Annotated in this window: 15 protein-coding genes; 11 read left to right on the forward strand and 4 right to left on the reverse strand. The window is 51.9% G+C overall.

The features are described from left to right. The first annotated feature begins 20 nt into the window (after window positions 1–20). Window positions 21–1,064 carry a glycoside hydrolase family 113 gene (locus AC23NW_RS30290; protein WP_487454224.1) on the forward strand — a complete coding sequence of 348 codons (1,044 nt, stop codon included), beginning with the start codon at window positions 21–23 and terminating at the stop codon, window positions 1,062–1,064. On the opposite strand, the gene AC23NW_RS30295 is transcribed toward AC23NW_RS30290, so the two are convergent. After that, the gene (locus AC23NW_RS30295; protein WP_487454226.1) at window positions 1,036–1,881 is read right to left on the reverse strand and encodes a helix-turn-helix domain-containing protein; all 846 of its coding nucleotides are present in this window, start codon (window positions 1,879–1,881) and stop codon (window positions 1,036–1,038) included. The genes AC23NW_RS30290 and AC23NW_RS30295 overlap by 29 nt on opposite strands. A 130-nt stretch (window positions 1,882–2,011) precedes the next feature. Here AC23NW_RS30295 and AC23NW_RS30300 point away from each other — a divergent pair, with 130 nt between their 5' ends. From AC23NW_RS30300 to AC23NW_RS30310, 3 genes are read left to right on the forward strand one after another with little or no spacing between them, the layout of a single operon-like run. Beyond that, window positions 2,012–3,211 carry an MFS transporter gene (locus AC23NW_RS30300; protein WP_487454228.1) on the forward strand — a complete coding sequence of 400 codons (1,200 nt, stop codon included), beginning with the start codon at window positions 2,012–2,014 and terminating at the stop codon, window positions 3,209–3,211. A 12-nt stretch (window positions 3,212–3,223) separates the two neighbouring features. Further along, window positions 3,224–3,892, forward strand: coding sequence for an HAD family hydrolase (locus tag AC23NW_RS30305; RefSeq protein ID WP_293834622.1), 669 nt, complete (start codon window positions 3,224–3,226; stop codon window positions 3,890–3,892). 57 nt (window positions 3,893–3,949) lie between these two features. Beyond that, entirely contained in the window at window positions 3,950–4,723 is a 774-nt protein-coding gene (locus AC23NW_RS30310) for a hypothetical protein (RefSeq protein ID WP_293834623.1), read from the forward strand. Here the strand turns inward: AC23NW_RS30310 and AC23NW_RS30315 are convergent. Genes AC23NW_RS30315 through AC23NW_RS30325 form a run of 3 tightly spaced genes read right to left on the reverse strand, consistent with a single transcriptional unit; the run spans window position 4,720 to window position 7,254 of the window. Next, a complete protein-coding gene (locus AC23NW_RS30315) occupies window positions 4,720–5,202 on the reverse strand; it encodes an MOSC domain-containing protein (protein ID WP_487454230.1) in 483 nt (160 codons plus the stop codon). The two genes, AC23NW_RS30310 and AC23NW_RS30315, sit on opposite strands and share 4 nt — an antisense overlap. Window positions 5,203–5,260: 58 nt before the next feature. Further along, window positions 5,261–6,028, reverse strand: coding sequence for an exodeoxyribonuclease III (locus tag AC23NW_RS30320; protein ID WP_487454232.1), 768 nt, complete (start codon window positions 6,026–6,028; stop codon window positions 5,261–5,263). Window positions 6,029–6,030: 2 nt separating this feature from the next. Continuing rightward, a complete protein-coding gene (locus tag AC23NW_RS30325; protein WP_293834628.1) occupies window positions 6,031–7,254 on the reverse strand; it encodes a nucleoside permease in 1,224 nt (407 codons plus the stop codon). A 227-nt stretch (window positions 7,255–7,481) separates the two neighbouring features. On the opposite strand from AC23NW_RS30325, the gene AC23NW_RS30330 reads away from it, so the two are divergent. The 7 genes from AC23NW_RS30330 (at window position 7,482) to AC23NW_RS30360 (ending at window position 18,856) form a co-directional block, all read left to right on the forward strand. Then, window positions 7,482–9,506 carry an OmpA family protein gene (locus AC23NW_RS30330; protein WP_487454273.1) on the forward strand — a complete coding sequence of 675 codons (2,025 nt, stop codon included), beginning with the start codon at window positions 7,482–7,484 and terminating at the stop codon, window positions 9,504–9,506. Between the two features lie 138 nt (window positions 9,507–9,644). After that, complete coding sequence (locus AC23NW_RS30335) at window positions 9,645–11,417, forward strand: glycosyltransferase family 39 protein (RefSeq protein WP_487454234.1); 1,773 nt, start codon at window positions 9,645–9,647, stop codon at window positions 11,415–11,417. A gap of 63 nt (window positions 11,418–11,480) precedes the next feature. After that, complete coding sequence (locus AC23NW_RS30340; RefSeq protein WP_487454235.1) at window positions 11,481–12,284, forward strand: transketolase; 804 nt, start codon at window positions 11,481–11,483, stop codon at window positions 12,282–12,284. 169 nt (window positions 12,285–12,453) lie between these two features. After that, a complete protein-coding gene (locus AC23NW_RS30345; protein ID WP_487454236.1) occupies window positions 12,454–14,469 on the forward strand; it encodes an NAD-dependent epimerase/dehydratase family protein in 2,016 nt (671 codons plus the stop codon). A gap of 57 nt (window positions 14,470–14,526) precedes the next feature. After that, window positions 14,527–15,435, forward strand: coding sequence for a transketolase family protein (locus AC23NW_RS30350; RefSeq protein ID WP_293834633.1), 909 nt, complete (start codon window positions 14,527–14,529; stop codon window positions 15,433–15,435). Between the two features lie 51 nt (window positions 15,436–15,486). Beyond that, window positions 15,487–17,157 (forward strand): hypothetical protein, encoded by a 1,671-nt coding sequence (locus AC23NW_RS30355; RefSeq protein WP_487454238.1) that lies wholly within the window; start codon window positions 15,487–15,489, stop codon window positions 17,155–17,157. Window positions 17,158–17,194: 37 nt separating this feature from the next. Continuing rightward, on the forward strand, window positions 17,195–18,856 hold the full coding sequence (locus AC23NW_RS30360) for a hypothetical protein (RefSeq protein WP_487454239.1): 1,662 nt from the start codon (window positions 17,195–17,197) through the stop codon (window positions 18,854–18,856). Window positions 18,857–18,858 lie beyond the last annotated feature (2 nt).

Consider the following 18,858-nt stretch of genomic DNA (forward strand, 5'->3'; position numbering starts at 1 on the left):
TGTGTAACCGGATTTACCCTATGCTTAGGCTTTTTCTCTTATTGAGTTGCCTGTTGAGCTGCCAGTCAGCGGCGGATGTCGTATACACCGGCGAAAAGCTGAAAGGGGTAAATCTGGTTGCTCCCCCCCGCAAACCGGAAACCAACAGCCTGACTGAGGTTAAACACATCGGCGGCGAATGGATAGCCATTGTTCCGTATGGCTTTTGCCGGAAAGGCGAAGCCCGCTTTCATTATTTTGGTAACCGCAAAGAGCAGGGACGCGGCGGCCAATGGTGGGGAGAAACCCCGGAAGGCGTTGCCGGTACCATTCAGCTGGCCCGCGAACAGGGGCTTAAGGTCATGCTGAAACCCCACGTCTGGATGATGGGTGGCTCCCACCTTGATCTGGCTTTTGATTCGGAACAGGACTGGCAGGCCTTTGAAACCGATTACAGCCAGTACATCCTCGATTTTGCCCGCATGGCTGACTCCCTGCATGTCGATCTCTATTGCATCACCACCGAACTGGACCGTTTTGCAACCGCACGGCCCCAATTCTGGAAGCGCCTCATCGGGCAGGTACGACAGCAGTACAAAGGGAAACTTACTTACGCCGCTAACTGGGACCGATACGAAAAAATCCCGTTCTGGAACGACCTTGACTACATTGGCGTGGATGCCTATTTCCCACTTTCAGATGACGCACAACCTACTGTTAAACAACTTATTAAAGGCTGGAAACGGCATGTGAGTGATCTTTCCGGCTTTAGCCGCAAAACGCAGAAACCAATTCTTTTCACCGAATTCGGGTATAGGGCCTGCGCTTTTTCTACGGAGAAACCGTGGGAGTCAGAAACTGCCTGTACACCCGATGAAACCATTCAGGCGAATGCCTATGCTGCTTTTCTGGAAAGTGTCTGGCCACAGCCCTGGTTTGCCGGCGGCTTTGTCTGGAAATGGTTTATGCAGGACACCCACCGCGGCCGGGAACGCGATCAGTTCAGCCCGCAGGGCAAAGCAGCGGCAAACGTGCTGAAAGCAGGGTGGCAAATGTCTACACCAGCTCCTCCCGATACGCACTAGGGGTCTGACCGGTAACCGCCTTAAAGGTTTTATTAAAATGGGACAGGTTGTTGAAACCGACGGCAAAACCAACATCAGCCACCGTTCGTGAGCTATGCAGCAGCCGCTGTGCCTGGTTCACCCGGTATTCATTGACAAACTCAGTAAACGTCATCTGCGTAACTTTTTTGAAATAGCGGCAAAAAGCCGGTACCGTCAGATTAGCCACTTCTGCTACCTCTTCGAGATTTATTAGTGTAGCATAGTTGACCTCCACGTATTTATAAATCCGGTTGATGCGTTCCTGCTCGCGGGGACTCGGGTCAAACAAAATACCTTCGGCATGCAGCGGTGTCACGTCAGGTGTAGTGGCCAGATGCTGAAAAATTGCCAGTAAACTCAGCATCCGCTCAAATGGCGGCAAGGTTGGTAGTTCAATGAGCTTTGGTCCCAGCATCTGCCGCGTTTCCAGCCCGAACGATAACCCCAGCCTCGCACGTTCAAACAGACGACGGATCGCTGTCAGCTCAGGTCTGCCGAAAAACTCACCACCCAGAAAATCATCCCTGAGCTGCACAACCACCTCCTCAAACTTATGCTCGACGCCATAGCTCAGGTTCAGATGCGGGATATTCGGACCGATAAATAAAAGCTGCCCGTTTTCGTACGTTGAAATATGCTGACCAATATGTTGTTTCCCGTTTCCAAACGGCAGGTAAACAATTTCATATTCAGGGTGGTAATGCCAGAACACCCAACAACTGTTCGGCTCCCTGTGGTGAACAGCTTTAAACGAACTGCCGATTTCAGGTTCTATTTTTTCAAATTGAAGGCGCATAGTACTATTCCAGGATGTAATGCAAAATTGATTATAATCGTTGAAATAACAATCCCATAATGCAAATATAGCACTACAAGAAGCAAATGCAGTATAAGATGAATCACCCGCAGGACAGTACCTTTGCGTCATGAATACGGTTACCTCAACCATGGGTTGGCGTGGCAATCGGTTTGTCCGCAACCTCCATACATTTACATCATCGGCCAAAGCGCGTGCGGTTGGCCTTGTGTTTGCTACCGACAGCCTGCTTTTCGGAAGCTGGGTAAGTCATATACCATACGTAAAAGATAAGCTGCACCTGAGCGATGCCGAGCTGGGCATGACACTCTTCGGCTTACCGGTCGGTTTATTGCTCATGAACCCGATGACCGGCTGGATCGTCGGTAAACTGGGTGAAGCCCGCTCCTGCTTTGTGGCTGTTCTGGCCCTGTGTTTCAGCATGCTGGTCCCGATCAATGCACCGAACGCCATAGTACTGACGTTTGGTCTGATCATGGTCGGCATGTGCAACGCCCTGATCAACGTGGCGATGAATACGGCCGCGACCAACGTTGAACGCGAAGAAAAGATTTCGATTATGTCGGCCTGCCACGGGATGTGGAGCCTGGGCGGCATGACCGGCTCGGGTCTGGCGGGTCTGGCCATATCGTTCCACATTCCGCCGCCGGCCCATATGCTGGTCTCGATTCTGTTTGTGGTGCTGATCACGTTCCTGATCCGGCCCACGCTGGTCAGCATTCCGGGACAGATTGTCGGCAGCTCCGGCTCGTCGTTTGTCAAACCTAATCTGGCGCTGATGATTATGATTCTCATCGGGCTGGCCGTTTCGATGGGCGAAGGTGTGGCCTTCGACTGGAGCGCGGTTTATCTGCGCGACAATGCCCACGCAACCAAACAGATTGCGGCCCTCGGTTTTGCCAGTTTCTCGCTGACCATGACCCTCGGCCGTTTTCTGGGCGACGCTATCATTCCGCTTATTGGCTCAAAGCGTATCCTGCTGCTTGGCGGGCTGGTTGCAGCCAGTGGCTTGTTACTGGCCATCCTTTTGCCTTTCCCGGCCACGAGTCTGCTTGGATTTGCCCTCCTGGGTGCCGGATGTTCACTCGGCGCACCGATTCTGTATGCGGCATCGATGCGGATTCCGGGCATCTCGCCGGCCGCCGGTCTCGCTACGTTTGCCACCTACAGCTTTGTAGGTTTCCTGGCCGGTCCGCCGGTCATCGGCTTTGTTTCTGAATCATACGGACTGGTCTACGGCCTGGGACTGGTAGCCCTGATGCTGCTGGTAGCCGCTGCCCTGTCCCGCAAAGTTACCCTTCACGAATAACCTCAACCAAACATGAAAGCAGTCATTTTTGATATGGATGGTGTCATTGCCGATACCAATCCGCATCACCAGATTGCCTGGCGGAAATATTACGAACGCTACGGCAAATCGCTGACCGACGATGAATTTGTCGAATACATATCCGGTAAGCATAACAATCACATCATTGCTCACCTGTTTGACGGCAAACCGCTGACCGCCGACGAGTCCCGGCAGTTGGCCTACGAAAAGGAAGCCCTGTTCCGCGAGCTATACAAGGACGCCGTTCAACCGGTTGCCGGCCTCGAAACCTTTCTGAAAAGCCTGAAAGCTGCCGGGATCAAGACAGCCGTTGCCACGTCGGCACCGGTCGAAAACCTTGACTTTGTGATTGATGCCCTTGGTTTCCGGCACTATTTCGATGCCCTGCTGAACGAAGGACTGGTCACCAACCCCAAGCCTGATCCGGAAATTTACCTGAAAGCGATGGACATGCTCGGGGTAACACCCGCCGACAGCGTCGTTTTTGAGGATTCGCTGACCGGTATTAAAGCAGGTAAATCGTCGGGAGCGCGGGTTGTCGGGGTCGCGACCACCGAACCGGATGCCGTCCTGCGTCCGCTGGTTGATGATGTGATCCGTGATTTTACCGAAATGTCGGTTGACCGGCTCCAGGCGTTATTCCCGGAAATCGTTTTTTAGCTTTTTTAACAGCCTACTAATGCCCCGGCAAGCTGATAAACTGTAAATTCGCTCTTCATGCGGTATTTACAGATTTTGATTCTCTTGTTGCCGGGGCTTTTTGGCTCCATAGAATCGGGCTACGCTCAGGGCAAATATGTGATTGGGACAGTCATCGACCGGAACGACAGCAAAGGTGTCGATAAGGGTATGGTGACTAATAAACGGACGCGTCAGCGTGTCCGGACCAATGCTGCCGGGCGTTTTTTTATTACCGCGTTAACGGGTGACTCCCTGATTTTCACCCATCAGGCTTACGGCAGCGTAGGTATTAAGTGGGATGGTACTGATAATCCGGTCATTAATGCCCGCCCGTTACCCAAGCTTCCGGATCGTGTGTACGAGCTCAAGGAAGTAACGATTACCGCCAAACGATACGAAGAAGTAAAACGTGAAATTCAGCAGGAACTGATGGCCCCCGTTGCTTCCCGCAAGGTAACCGGCGAACAGGCTTTTGACCGCGTTGCCGACGGAGCCGGTATTACCCTGTTGTACGAATTATTCAGCAAACGGGCTAAAGGAGAACGCAAAGCCGCCGCGCTGATGCAGGAGTATAAACGCCATAAACTTGCCATGGAGCGGTTACGGCTGCTCATTGAACAGGCAACCAGCATTACCGCCGCCGAAACCGATGCTTTTATCGAATTCTGCGACCTGAACGATGACTATTTACTAGTGGCGGAAGATTACGATCTGATTGTTACGCTCCAGAACCGTGAGCGCTTATACAGGGTCGGCTACCGGAATGTGCCGTCGCGCTCGCGCATCAAAGCCGACCCTGAAACTAATTAAAGGACAACCACCGGATCACCCACGCGGATGGTGCCGCTCTGAAGCACCCGCGCCGTTAAGCCGCCGTGGCCGCGTACAGCGTTATAGCCACCCGGACCCAGATTCTGCTCCATGCGGGAACACGGATGACAGGCTCCCGTAATCTGTAGAATGACCTCCTCTCCGATCCGGATTTTGTGGTCTTTCAGGGCCAGCAGGTTCAGGCCTGAGACCATGATATTCCGGCGCAGCAGATCGGGCGTAACATGCTCCATGTCAACATACGAGGCAATAACCGGCAGGTGCTCCGCCTGAATCAGCGTTACGTGGCGTTTGCCGCTCGTACCGCTGTAATGATCACCGATGATACCTTTTTCGGTCGTTACGTCAATGGCATCCATCTCGCGGATGGCCCCCCGCCGGACCGGCCGGATACCGATCCAGTCAATACGCCCCGGATGGGCAAAATGCTCGAAAAGCTCTTTTAGCTGTGTTTGCATTAATCAGAAAATCAGACAATAATTACGGTTACGTACTGTCAATAGTCTACTAACCGCATCAACTTGCTGACAGTTCCACCCAAACACCGGCATGATCCGAATGAACGGCTTCCCGGAAGTGCCCTGCCCCGATAATCCGGTCCTTGATTGTATCACTGACCGAGATATAGTCAATCCGCCAGCCTTTGTTATTGGCACGTGCCCCGGCCCGGTAACTCCACCAGCTGTATTCAACCGAATCCGGATGCATCAGCCGGAAACTGTCGGTAAACCCGGACGCAAACCATTTCGTCATCCACGCCCGTTCTTCGGGCAGGAAGCCGGTCGTATTTTTATTCCGGACCGGATCATGAATGTCCTTTTCGGTATGTGCGATGTTGTAATCACCGACAATGATCAGGTTCGGCCGTTCTGCTTTCAGCGTATGCACGTACTGGTAAAACTCCTCCAGAAACTGCATTTTAACACCTTGACGCAGATCCCCGCTGGTCCCCGACGGGAAATAACAGTTTAATACGGTCACGTCGCCGAAGTCTGTGCGGAGAATCCGGCCTTCGCAATCATAATGGGGTAACCCGCAACCCGAAACGGCCTGTTCCGGCTTTACGCGCGAAAACGTCGCCACGCCGGAGTATCCTTTTTTCTCGGCAGCATGCCAGTGATAGCAATAGCCAAGGTCTTCAAACGGTTTCAGATCAACCACATCGTGCGTTGCCTTTACCTCCTGAAAACAAAGGACATCAAAATTATGAGCATCCAGCCAGTCCACGAGCCCTTTGCTCATGGCCGACCGGATGCCGTTTACATTATACGTAAGCAGTTTCATGATTACACTTCCCTCGTTGCCATTTCAGAGGCTGCCGGAACCGGTTTAGTACGATCTGTAAATAAGAAAATGAACAGCAACAGGACGAACACCGTAATACCGGCCGGTACTAACCACACCGATGTCCAGTTTTTCGTACCGTCGGCGGCGGTGTACATATCCAGCACAATCCCAGAGAGCTTTGAGCCGATGCCCATACCGATGCCGTAGGTAGCGATGGTAATCAAGCCCTGCGCCGACGATTTAATCTTATCGCCCGCCTTATTGTCGGTATAAATCTGACCGGTTACGAAGAAAAAGTCGTAGCATACGCCGTGCAGCAGAATAGCAATGTACAGCATCCACTCGCTCGTCGACGCATCGCCATACCCGAACAGGAGGAACCGTGCAATCCAGGCCACCAGTCCGACGATCAGCATTTTCTTTACGCCCAGCCGCGTGAAGGCAAACGGAATCAGCAACATAAAAATCACTTCCGAGGCCTGCCCCAGCGACATTTTGTTCTCCACATTGGTCATGCCCGAATCCGTCAGTGAGGGGTTAGCCATGGCATAGTAAAACGACAACGGAATGCAGATCAGAACGGAGGACAGGAAGAAAATGGCAAACGAACGATCTTTAAACAGCTTAAAGGCATCGAGGCCCAGAATTTGCGAAACAGAAGCCCCATCGGTTTGTTTGGGCGGCGTATTCGGCAGGAAAAACGAGAAAACACCCAGGACGGCTGACGCATACATAGCCAGTTCAAAAATCTGTGCCTTATCACCGAAACCGTAATAGCCGACAATGTTCGTCACCAGAATCCAGGCAATTGTTCCCATAACACGGATACCCGGAAACTCCTTCTCAGGGCTGACCATCTGCTGCATAGCAATTGAATTCGACAGGGCCAGCAGCGGAGCAAAGGTGATACAATAGGCCAGAATCAGGTAAAAGAACCGATCAGGGTTGTTTTCTTTCATCAGAAAATAGAGGATCCCCGCGCCGGCCAGACACAGCACGCCCATTACCCGCTGGGCAGCAAAATAGCGGTCGGCAATCATCCCCATGAAAAACGGCGCAATGATCATCGCCAGAGAGAAAGCCGTATAGGCATTACCGACCTGATCGCCGGTTGCGTTGAGTTGTGTCAGGAGGTACTTACTCATCTGGCCATACCAGGCCCCCCACATGAAGAACATCAGGAACATCATGAGGGAAAGTTGAACGCGGGTTACTAGTTTCATCAGGAAAGTTAATTTTTTGCAATGAAAGGCGTAAATTAGATAATATTACTGATTGGCCAATGCAAGTACACCAAACCATTTATAAGGTATAAATAGAGGTTAATCCTTTCCCGGAACCGTCCAAAAAATAACGGGCGTTCCGGTCCGTTGAAAAATAAAAGGCTGTATTCATAAAGTGGGGTTTTGTTGCTAACTTAATCCGCACAATTTTTGTGGTTGGTTTTTGCATGCGCATGAAAGGTGTTTTGGTTAGCTTAAGTCTATGGCTGTTTTGTACGGGTGTCTCTGCGCAAACGGTACAGTGGGCAAGTCGTGTTATCGGTGTTTCATCGGAGGGGAAAGGCGAAGTCTATGGCCAGCAATACAAGGCCTCACAGGCGCTTGGCCGGCCCAGTAAACTGCCTCAGACCGGCGAATCTGTCTGTGCGTGGGCACCGCTCTATCCGGATAGTCCGAATGAGGAGTGGATTCACGTCGGTTTTGATAAACCCATGAATGCCAGACAGATTATCATTGCCGAGAACGTAAATCCGGGTGCGGTTATCCGGGTGATTGCCTACGACGCGAAAGGGACCGAACATCCGGTTTATCAGGCCAATGCCGCCGCCCGGGCTGAGCCTGCGCTCTATGTGATGCTCAAGGATACGGCACTGAGCATTGCCCAGGTAAAGGTCTATCTGAACACCGGCGCCCTGAAAGGTCCGAATCAGATTGATGCCATCGGCCTCTCCAATGCCGCTGCTCCACTGCCAATTGAGGTCAACGTCTCAAAAGGCACGCCAAAAGATTTACAGAAAGAAAATTTAGGAAAAACCATCAATACCACGGGACAGGAAGTAGCCCCCGTCATTGCCCCCGACGGAAAAACGCTCTACTTTACCCGTAACTTCAACAAAAACAACATTGGCAGCCCCAACAAACAGGACGTCTGGTTTTCGAACCTGGAGTCCGGCGGTGTCTGGAGCGAAGCGGTTAACATTGGCGGGCCCATTAACAACGACGGAGATAATGCCATCAGCGGTATGTCGACCGACGGGCGCACGATCTACCTCATCAACGTCTACAAGCCCGAGGGCGGCCTGGCGTTTGGCATCTCCAAATCAACGCATACCAAAGCGGGCTGGTCGTTTCCGGTCGAGTGCCGGATTACTAACAATTACAATCTCCACAAAGACAATCAGTTAGAGTTTACCGTTTCGCCGGATGGCAAGACCATGATTCTGGCGGTTCAGCGGAAAGACACCGAAGGCAACCGCGATCTGTATGTGTCGTTTCTGCAAAGTAACCGCAACTGGACGGAGCCGAAAACCCTTGGTGCCACGGTAAATACCGCCGATTTTGAAAGTTCACCCTTCCTGGCTGCCGACGGCCGTACACTTTATTTTACGTCGGGCGGCTTACCCGGCTTCGGTAAAGGCGATATTTTCGTCACCCGCCGTCAGGACGATACCTGGACGAACTGGTCGACACCGGAGAATCTGGGGCCCTCAATCAATACTCCTGAGTGGGACGGGTATTTCACCATTCCCGCGTCCGGCGATTTTGCGTACCTGAGTTCACGGGCCAATTCGCTGGGCGAGGACGATATTTTCCGCTTAAAACTGTTTCCGGCCATCAAGCCCGATCCGGTAGCCATTATTTCCGGTCAGGTACTCGACGCACAAAGTAAAAAGCCGGTGTCGTCAGAAGTTGCCACGGGTCTTTTACAGGATAAGAATAAGGAGATTACCAAAGTGGAATACGACCCCGAAACGGGCGAATACAAAATGATTGTGCCGACGCAATCTGCCTATAATCTGACGGCAACGAAAGAAGGGTATTTTCCGGCCAGCGAAACCCTTGACCTCAGCAAGGATAAGCGTTTCCGCGACATTAAACGCAATCTGTACCTGATTCCGATTCAGCCCGGACAGAAAATTGTCATGCGGGAGGTACTGTTCGAGCAAAGCAAGTTTGAGCTGCTGGAAGGCGCCAACGTTGAACTGGACCGCATCGTGGACATGATGAACAAATATGCCGATATGGAGATTATGATTGAAGGCCATACGGATAATCAGGGCGAATGGGCGCCGAATATGAAACTGGCCGAAGACCGGGTCCGGGTTGTGAAAGATTACCTGATCAGCAAGGGCATTACCGAAAAGCGGATTCAAACCAAGGCATGGGGCCCCAGCAAACCGATCGCCAGCAACGAAACGGAAGAAAAACGCCGCCTGAACCGCCGTGTTGAGTTCACGATTATGAAAATGTGAGTACCTTTACCAAAAGCTCCGATTACCTCATCTGACCAGCAGACCGGCGGTTAAATCTGTTTCCGTAGCCTAAGAGGTTACGCCCGGATTTGGCATCCGGCGTGGCAACTGGTATTTTTGCCACCCAACAGCTATCACATGTTTACGTTAACCAAGCAGAACGTTCTTATCGTTTTGAGCGGCATTATGCTGCTCGCCTTCTTTTTACGACTTCACCATGCAGGCAAATACGGCATTTACTTCGACGAAAAATCGACGCTCCTGATTAGTCAGGGGGTTTGTCTCGAAGGAGCCAATCAGAAAGACGTTTTTACCAAAAAGTACTTTACCCCGCAGGAGTTCTGGGCCCCAAAGACCATTGCTGACTTTGTGGAAGCCAACATTCGCGGCGACATCGGCAACAGCCCTTCCTACTATGCCGTTTTGTGGGCGTGGATGGAGGTCTTCGGCCTGAGCGATCTGTCGATGCGGCTGCCGTCGGTATTATTCAGCACCTTGACCATATTGCTGCTCTTCGTTTTTGTCCGGCGGCATTTCAAATCCGACAGTCTGGCCCTCGTCAGCAGCGGCTTAGCGGCCATTGAGCCTTTTTTTGTGGCTTACAGCCAGATGGCGCGCAATTATTCCATGTCGTTTTTTCTGACCCTGCTGGCCACTCATTTGTTTCTGCTGATTATGGAACGGGTGAAGCAGTCACCGCAACAGAAGCCCGTTGGTCTTTACCTTGGCTACGGCGTGGTTTTCGCGTTGTCGGTCCTCTCCCATTACCTGACCGTGACCGTATTCCTGTGCCATGGTATTTACGCCCTTTTTTACCTGCGAAACTGGAATGCGTGGCTGACCCTCGCCGCAACCGCCGTGATCGGACTGGGGCTGGTTTCGCTCTGGTTTATCTTCGGTGGCGGCAAATACACCTTCCAGACGCTGGCGTATCAGGCCAAATTCTATAAAAATATTGCAGAGACCAATCCGCTGGGCTCGCCCTTCGGCATGATTTTACCGGCCACGATTCCGAACATTGCCAAACGGGCCATCCCGATTTTTGCCGATCTGTTTATTTTCACAAACGGCCTGGGCGGGGCACTCATCGGGCTGCGGAACTCAGCACTGGCACTGTTGCTGGGCGGCGCCTTCACCTTTCTGCTCCACCGCAGCATGAATGCCCGTACGCAACAGCAACCGGTCTGGTTGCAGGTGGCACCAACACTGGTGCTGCTGGCTGGTCTGCCGGTTTATTCGGTCGTACCGTTGCGGTTTCTGGTGCTGTCGGCCGCCGTTCCTATTGTTTACCTGATCACGTATTATATACTGACCAAAACAGACACTCAGCAGAAAAGGCTGGTATTGCTGCTGATCCTGCTGACCTTTGTGCCTACGTTTTTCCTCTTGTTTATGGCCTGGCGGTCCGGCCACACATTTGGCATCACACAGCGGTACTCCGGATTTTCTTTCCCGTATGTCTGCATCCTGATTGCCATGGGGTTAAAGCAACTGATGGCAGTTCCACGTAGTTTCAGTCTGCCGGTTGCGGCGGTACTGGCGGTTCAGCTATTCTTTGTTGCAGAGTTACTGGGGCATATCTACGCCGGCGAACAGGGAAAATACACCTACTTTGAAAAACCGCGGATTGAAAATCCGTACTGGTATTCGGCCAAACAACTCGAACAGCAATACGCACAGGGCGATACGATCCTGTATCCCAACATGAAGCGGATGATTTACGACGAAAAAATCGACAAAACTTATTCGCCCGTAGCCTTGTTAGATGCCCAGCTGGTAAATGTGTATTTACCGGAAAACGCCACTTATATCCAGCGGATTGACCCCGACGAACGGGACAAAATTGTGTTGGTTAAAGGTAATACAGGCCAAAAAATCACTATTTTTGACCTGAAGAACGTCCGATATTAACAGCAAAACGGCACCTGTGCCCGGCTTTTTTTTCAACTCTGCCAACGGGAAACCACTACTACTTTGGTAACAGAAGCTATCGATACAAAAACTCTTTGCGGCCAGCTCCGGCTCAAAGTACTCGATTTATATAATCAGGCGCACGCCGGTCATATTGGCTGCTCTCTCAGCTGCATTGACATCATAGCGGCCTCGCTGGTGCTCCGTAAGCGCGATCAGGATACGTTTATTCTGTCAAAAGGCCATGCCGCTGCCGCCTTGTATGCCAGCCTGCATCACCTGGGTGAGTTAACGGATGAAGACCTCGCTTCATATTACCACAACGGAACAACACTGCCTGCGCACCCGGCTCCCAACAAGCACAAAGGTATTCCGTTTGCGACCGGCTCCCTGGGACACGGCCTGCCGATCGGTACCGGCATTGCCAAAGCCAACAAGCTTACGGGTGAAAACGGTACGGTCTTCGTACTGATGTCTGACGGCGAAACCAACGAGGGTACTACGTGGGAGGCCGCCCATTTTGCGATGCAGAACCAGCTGGATAATCTGATTATTCTGATCGATAAAAACGGATTACAGGGTTTCGGCTATACACAGGATGTGCTGGGTGATACCGCCGATCCGGCCAAGTGGAAAGCCATTGGCTTTGATGTCGTCGAAGCCGACGGCCACGACGTTCAGTCGCTGACAAGTGCCATTGATGAAGTTAGTGCCCGTCAGAACGGGATTCCGAAGGTAGTTATTGCCCATACGATAAAAGGGAAGGGCGTTTCATACATGGAAGACCGGCTGGAATGGCACTACCTGCCAATGTCGCCGGAGCAGTATACTCAGGCGGTTAATGACGTAACATCACGTTATTTCTGATCAGATAAGACCGTATTCAGGAGCAGCCGGGTATATTCGGCAAATACAAACGCTGCTCCTGACAATTCTACAGGATGGGCCGGAATAAGCGTCACCGCCGGTGCCACTCCCTCTAAAGTCCAATTTTTTGGCAATACTTACGGGCAATTCTTGTAATATTGCGTCCTGAATGACCAATTCAACTGCTGGTTTGCTACACGACGCTATCCTCAAATTAAACGGCCCGATCTTTGTTTTCGGGGCCAGCGGCTTTATCGGAGCCAATCTGTTCGAACAACTGTTTCGTGCCCGCCAACAGGTTGGTCAGGCCGATGTATATGCGCTCACGCATGATGCAACCAAAGCCTGGCGCCTGAAATTACTGGATGTTCCGGCGGAAAATATCGTCCATTGTGACATTACCTCCATCAATTCCGTTAAAGAAACGTTTGACCGCTATAAGCCGAAAACCATCTTCAATCTGGCGGCGTACGGGGCGTATTCAAAACAGAAAAACGTTTCGCTGACCTACGAAACCAATGTAATCGGTACGGTAAATATTCTGGAAAACTGTTCGCCAGACATGGTATATATCCATGCCGGTAGCAGCTCGGAGTACGGTTTTAACTGTACAGCCCCGAAAGAAACCGATCCGGTTCAGCCCAATAGCCATTATGCCGTATCGAAGGTATCGGGTGCCTATGTGCTCGAATACTACGCCAAACTGCATAACCTGAATACCCTCAATTTACGGTTATATTCCATTTACGGGGGCTGGGAAGAACCCGACCGCCTGATTCCTCGACTGGTTGAAGAAGCCAATCAGGGCAAATTACCGCCGCTGGTGTCACCGGACATCAGCCGCGATTTCGTGTACATCGACGACTGTGTCTATGCCTTCGTACAGGCGGCCCTGCATGTTAAGTCGGGTATATCCGGCCGTTCCTACAACATTGCAACCGGCCGGAAAACAACCATGCGCGATCTGGTCGAGGTAACACGCGAGGCGTTCTCCATTAAAACGGAACCGGTTTGGGGCAGTATGAATAACCGCAACTGGGACCTGGCCGAATGGTACGGCGACCCGGCCGCAGCGGAGCAGGATCTGAACTGGAAAGCGACAACGAGTCTGGCAGACGGCTTACTGAAGACAGCTGCCTGGCAAAATGCAAGCGGTTACGCAGACCGCGTACTGCCGGCCTTTAAAACGCCGTCCCTGAATCCGGTCATTACCCCGATTATTGCCTGCTATAAAGATGCCCAGGCCATTCCGTTCATGTACGAACGGCTCGTGAAAACGTTTAACGAGATGAAGGTCCGGTATGAGATCATCTTCGTCAACGATAATTCGCCCGATAATACCGATGAGGTTCTGGAGCAGATCTGCGCCAAAGACCCGAATGTGATTGCCATTAAACACTCACGGAATTTCGGTTCACAATCGGCCTTCCTGAGTGGTATGGAAATTTCAACCGGTGACATGGTTGTGCTGATGGACGGCGATTTACAGGATCCGCCGGAGGTAATTCCCCAACTGTATGCCAAATGGCAGGAAGGATATGATGTCGTATACGGTGTGCGGGTACAGCGCGAAATGAAACCGTGGCTGCACTTCTTCTACAAGACGTTCTACCGCATTTTCAAAAACCTGTCTTACATCAACATCCCGGCCGACGCCGGTGATTTCTCCATCATCGACCGTAAAGTAGTCCGTGAACTGATTAGCCTGCCTGAAACGGAACAGTTCCTGCGCGGGTTACGGGCGTGGGTAGGGTTCAAACAGATCGGCGTAAATTATGTCCGGCCGGAGCGTATGTTCGGTGTTTCGACCAATAACTGGCGGAAAAACATCGCCTGGGCCCGTAAAGCTATTTTCTCGTTCAGCTTTGTCCCCCTCGAACTGATGGTCTACAGCGGTTTTGCGCTGACCGGACTATCCATTCTGGGAATCCTGTGGCAGATACTGGCTAAGTTTATCTTCTATCCGGAAACACCTGCCGGTCTGTCAACGGTTATTATTCTGGTTACCTTCTTCGGTGGAATTAACCTGCTGGGTATTTCGTTCCTCGGAGAGTACATCAGCAAAATCTTCGAAGAGACGAAAAAACGGCCGAAGTTTATCCGGACACGGGTGCAGAAAGGCATAAAAGTGTACAAAACAGCCGCCGAAATCAGTACTTTGATCGAGCAACGAAATTCCAAATAGCGCAGTCTGACAGGCGGTTGGTAAGACCGCAGGCAGCCGGCGCAATTGACCCGAATTATGAGAAAAGAATTTTCTGCCGCCATGGAACGCCTTGCCCGTGAAGACGAAAAAATCGTTTTCATTACGGGAGACCTTGGCTATAGTGCACTGGAAAACCTGCAGACGACCATGGGCCCCCGCTTCATTAACGCGGGTGTAGCCGAACAAAACATGGTCGGTGTGGCCGCCGGTATGGCCTATAAAGGATACAAGGTGTTTGTCTACAGCATCGCCCCTTTTGCGGTTTACCGGTGTCTGGAGCAGTTCCGTAACGATGTCTGTCTGCATAATATGCCGGTATTTATCGTCGGCAACGGCGGGGGCTATGGTTATGGCATCATGGGATCGTCCCACCACGCAATTGAAGATCTGGCCTGCCTGAGCAGCCTGCAGAACGTGAATACCTACATTCCGGCTTTTGCCGACGAGGTAGAACCGATGCTGGAACAGATCGTTGCCGAAGCACGGCCTGCCTATCTGCGGCTGGGTGCCGGTCCGGGTACTCCGGAAGGCGCACAACGCATGGGTACCTTCAAACAGATTGTCAAAAGCGAAACCTCACGGGGTACCATTGTAGCGCTGGGGCCGGTGGCGGCTAACGCCCTCAAAGCCCTCGATAACCAGGAATTGGCCGGTCAGTTTGACGTTTACACAGCCACAAACCTGCCGCTGTCACTGCCTGATGAACAAGCCGGCAGCTGGAGCGGTAAACCGATGCTCATCGTTGAAGAACACGTATCCATTGGTGGTCTGGCCCAGCAGCTTTCGGTAAAACTGCTGGAAAAAGGAATCACGCCGAGTAAATTTGTCAGCCTGTCAGCACAGGGGTACCCTGATGGCCTGTATGGTAATCAGCAGTATCACCAGCAGCAGTCCGGCCTTGATACAGCCAACATCGCCCGGCAGTTAGCCAACTTTCTGAACTAATCACCGCAAGGCCCGTTTTCAGCAGAAAGCGGGCCTATAATCCTTGTCCTCTTGGGCCGTTTACGACCGCTAGAGCTGGTTTTAGCAGGGTTGCTAACGGCTCTCCCGATTGTTATCTTCTGGTATGTCTGGGCGCAGTATGCGCTGAATATTCCCAAATGGGATGACCATGCCCTGAAATTCTTTCTCTATCAACTCGATACTACAACCGGTTTAACAGACCGGCTGTTACTCTTTTTCAGTCAGCACAACGAGCACCGGATTGCCTACGACCGGTTTATTACCTGGCTGGATTTCAGCCTGGGCGGTAAACTGGATTTCCGGACGCTGATGATCATCGGTAACCTGAGTCTGGTCGGGCTGACCGGCATTTTTGCGGCCATTCTGAACAAACAACCGGATACCGGCCGGACGTCCCGGCTCATCTACCTCCCCCCTGTTGCGTTCCTGCTGTTCAATCTCTCACAGTGGGAAAATATGTTCTGGGGTATGGCCGCGCTTCAGAATTTTACGGTGGTGTTCTGGCTGTTCTGGAGTCTCTATGCCCTCTGCTACCAATCCTCGCTTGTTAGTGCCGTCGTGATGGCTGTGCTGGCTACGATCACCAGCGGCAACGGCCTGCTGATCTGGCCGATAGGAGCAGTACTGCTGGCGCAGCAGATGCGCTGGAGACAGTTCGGTTACTGGCTGGGGATTGCCGCCGCCTGTATCGGTCTATATTTTTTAGGGTACGAAAAGCCCGAAGGTAATCCGGTGGCGCAGGCCGGTATCGGTGCCATTTTTAAAGGCTGGCTGGCCTTTAACGGTGCGGCCGGCGAAGCATTGCCGCTGGGTGATGCATTCCGTGTGTCCCTTTTTCTGGGCGGCCTGCTGCTGCTGCTGACATTCATCCAGTTAGCCCGGCTGGCCCGCAAATCAGTTCAGGCACCGTTCTCGCTGAACAAACCCGAACTGCTGTTTATCGGAGCTACCTTTTTTCTGCTCGGTACGGCGGCAATCGTCGTACGGTCAAGGGCCGGTTTCGGACTGGAGCTCCTCATTACCAGCCGCTACAAAATGTATTCGCTGATGCTTCTGGTGGTTTTATATGTCTATGGTGTCAGTCAGACAAGAGGCTGGCAGCGGAAAGCCATCGGGATTACCGGATTTATCGTCAGCGCTGCCCTCTGTGGCTTATCATATCCGGCTTTTCAGGATGATACCATCTGGTGGCGGCAATGGATGACGACCAGTCAGTTTAACTGGACATACAAAACAAATCAGCCCGTATCGGCGATTGATGGTACAACGGCGCGCTGGATTGACAACGCTCCGGCCTTCTATGATACTTTCCTGAACGAATTATACCAGCCTGCCGGGGGCACCCCCGAACCGTTTGTGTCGTTGACACAGGCGAACGGGCAGATCAGCCTGCGCGATACGTCATTCCGGAATCAGGTTCAAAAAGACGCTAATACGTACATTCTGCTGCGCTCAGCGAAGCGGCTGTATCTTTACCAGACAACACCATCGCTGAATTCGGGACGAAAGGCACGCTTCGGGCTGGCACCGGTTTTCGGAACAGGCTTTACGGCACAGTTTGCCGAAGCACAGCTGGATACGGCTACCTATCAGGTCGAACGCCTGATCGTACTTCCGGACGGACACGCTGAACGCCATCCGACCGGACAACAAATAAAGGCACAGGTGGTAGCCGCCAAGGATATTCAAAAGAACTGGTAACTTGTATATGGTTAAAACGGATCTACTATCTCGCCCGATGCAACGGCCTGTACCAGTCTGGCCACAAGTCATTTACGGACTGCTGATGCTCATACCAGTGAGCATCCTGCTCTGGACAATCGGCCGCTATGCTATAAACCTGCCTTACTGGGATGATTATCTGGTACAGGAGCATCTGCTCAATCTGAAAACCGGATCAATGCGGCAAAAGATCGGTCACTTATTTGACCAGCACTGGGAACACCGTATTGTCTGGACCCGGATCATCTTTGCGGCCTATACAAAACTGACCGGCTCACTCAATTATGCGCATCTGCCCTTTATCGGCTTTGCCGGATTAGTAGTTTTGCTCGGTATCTTAACCGCTGTTTTCAAGCAGTTACGGTTGCCACTGGGTTATTTTCTGCCCGTACCGTTTTTGCTGTTCACCCTCCAGTCACACGAAAACCTGATCTGGGGCATGGCGTCGATCCAGAACTTCTGGATTCTGGCCTTCGCCGCGGGCGCGTTTTATGTACTCGCTCTGAATAACCTCACGGGCCGGTTTCTTGCCCTGGCAGCAGGCGTTGTCGCTACCTTCACCAGCGGCAACGGCGCCCTCGTGCTGATTGCCGGTTTGCTGGTGCTGGCCTATCAGAAGCAGTGGCGGTTTATGCTGCTTTGGGGTCTGGTAACCGCCGGTTCACTGGCGGGCTATTTCGCCAACTATCATCGCGTTACATTTTTCCCGTCACCTTTCAATTACCCGTTCATTGACTGGATAAAAGCCTTCTTCGTATTCCTTGGCGCCTTTGCCGACCCATATCCCTATTCAGGATCAGCAGCACTGGGCTATGAAAATCCCCTGTGGCTGACCATGTTGTTAGGTGCCATTGTGGTAGGTTCAGCTTTGTACTTTCTGATGCGCTACCGCTATACCTGGCAGCAAAACAAACAGACGCCTTTGTTGACGTTCAGCCTTGGCTGCCTGCTGTTTTTACTGGCAACTACCGCCATAACGGTTTATTCACGTGTTGGCTTCGCCGGACCGGCCTATATGCTACAGGGGCGTTATAAGATTTACTCGCCCTTTGCTATTAGCGTTGTCTATCTGCTGTGGCTTCATACAGTCAGAACGTATATGCTCCGTCCGATTGGTTTTATCAGTGCACTGGTGATTGTACAAAGCCTGTTATCGGATTACCTTTGTCTTGAAGGAATCATTAACCAGCACCGGCGCACAGTTGCTGAATACTTCAACTTCCTTGCGAATACTCCTCCGGACCGGCAACTGGCTATACAAAGCGTATTCAGGCCGTCTGAACAGCCATTTTTTATCAGAGAAGTACCGGTTCTGACAAATAAATACCTGTTACAGGCTCCCGTCACCGGACAACTGGATACCTTCAGTGAACAGCCATTTATGTACAACATTACCAGGAAAGGCGCCATTAACCCAACCGTTGACCAGCCAACTGATGGATCATATCTGCTGTTTAAGAGTCCAGCCCATACATACTTGTTTCCGGCACGTCCGGTACGTTCGTCACCAACCGCCATCACCGGCTTTGACCAATACTTCACACCAGACCATTTCTATGCTCAGGTTTTGAAGGAAAAACTGGAACCCGGCCAGTACCGCATCGGTATTCTGACGAATCAGAATCACCGGATCCGGCTTGCCATGACCAACCGAACCGTTATTTTTACCTCGCTTTAACA

The sequence above is a fragment of the Arsenicibacter sp. R0_47 genome (genome assembly GCF_057652235.1).

Excerpts from the sequence above, each read along its gene's own strand:
- AC23NW_RS30330 (WP_487454273.1), top strand. The coding sequence starts at position 7,482 with ATGCGCATGAAAGGTGTTTTGGTTAGCTTAAGTCTATGGCTGTTTTGT.
- AC23NW_RS30310 (WP_293834623.1), top strand. The coding sequence starts at position 3,950 with ATGCGGTATTTACAGATTTTGATTCTCTTGTTGCCGGGGCTTTTTGGC.
- AC23NW_RS30350 (WP_293834633.1), top strand. The coding sequence starts at position 14,527 with ATGAGAAAAGAATTTTCTGCCGCCATGGAACGCCTTGCCCGTGAAGAC.
- AC23NW_RS30290 (WP_487454224.1), top strand. The coding sequence starts at position 21 with ATGCTTAGGCTTTTTCTCTTATTGAGTTGCCTGTTGAGCTGCCAGTCA.
- AC23NW_RS30345 (WP_487454236.1), top strand. The coding sequence starts at position 12,454 with ATGACCAATTCAACTGCTGGTTTGCTACACGACGCTATCCTCAAATTA.
- AC23NW_RS30315 (WP_487454230.1), bottom strand. The coding sequence starts at position 5,202 with ATGCAAACACAGCTAAAAGAGCTTTTCGAGCATTTTGCCCATCCGGGG.
- AC23NW_RS30360 (WP_487454239.1), top strand. The coding sequence starts at position 17,195 with ATGCAACGGCCTGTACCAGTCTGGCCACAAGTCATTTACGGACTGCTG.
- AC23NW_RS30295 (WP_487454226.1), bottom strand. The coding sequence starts at position 1,881 with ATGCGCCTTCAATTTGAAAAAATAGAACCTGAAATCGGCAGTTCGTTT.
- AC23NW_RS30300 (WP_487454228.1), top strand. The coding sequence starts at position 2,012 with ATGAATACGGTTACCTCAACCATGGGTTGGCGTGGCAATCGGTTTGTC.
- AC23NW_RS30320 (WP_487454232.1), bottom strand. The coding sequence starts at position 6,028 with ATGAAACTGCTTACGTATAATGTAAACGGCATCCGGTCGGCCATGAGC.
- AC23NW_RS30325 (WP_293834628.1), bottom strand. The coding sequence starts at position 7,254 with ATGAAACTAGTAACCCGCGTTCAACTTTCCCTCATGATGTTCCTGATG.
- AC23NW_RS30305 (WP_293834622.1), top strand. The coding sequence starts at position 3,224 with ATGAAAGCAGTCATTTTTGATATGGATGGTGTCATTGCCGATACCAAT.
- AC23NW_RS30335 (WP_487454234.1), top strand. The coding sequence starts at position 9,645 with ATGTTTACGTTAACCAAGCAGAACGTTCTTATCGTTTTGAGCGGCATT.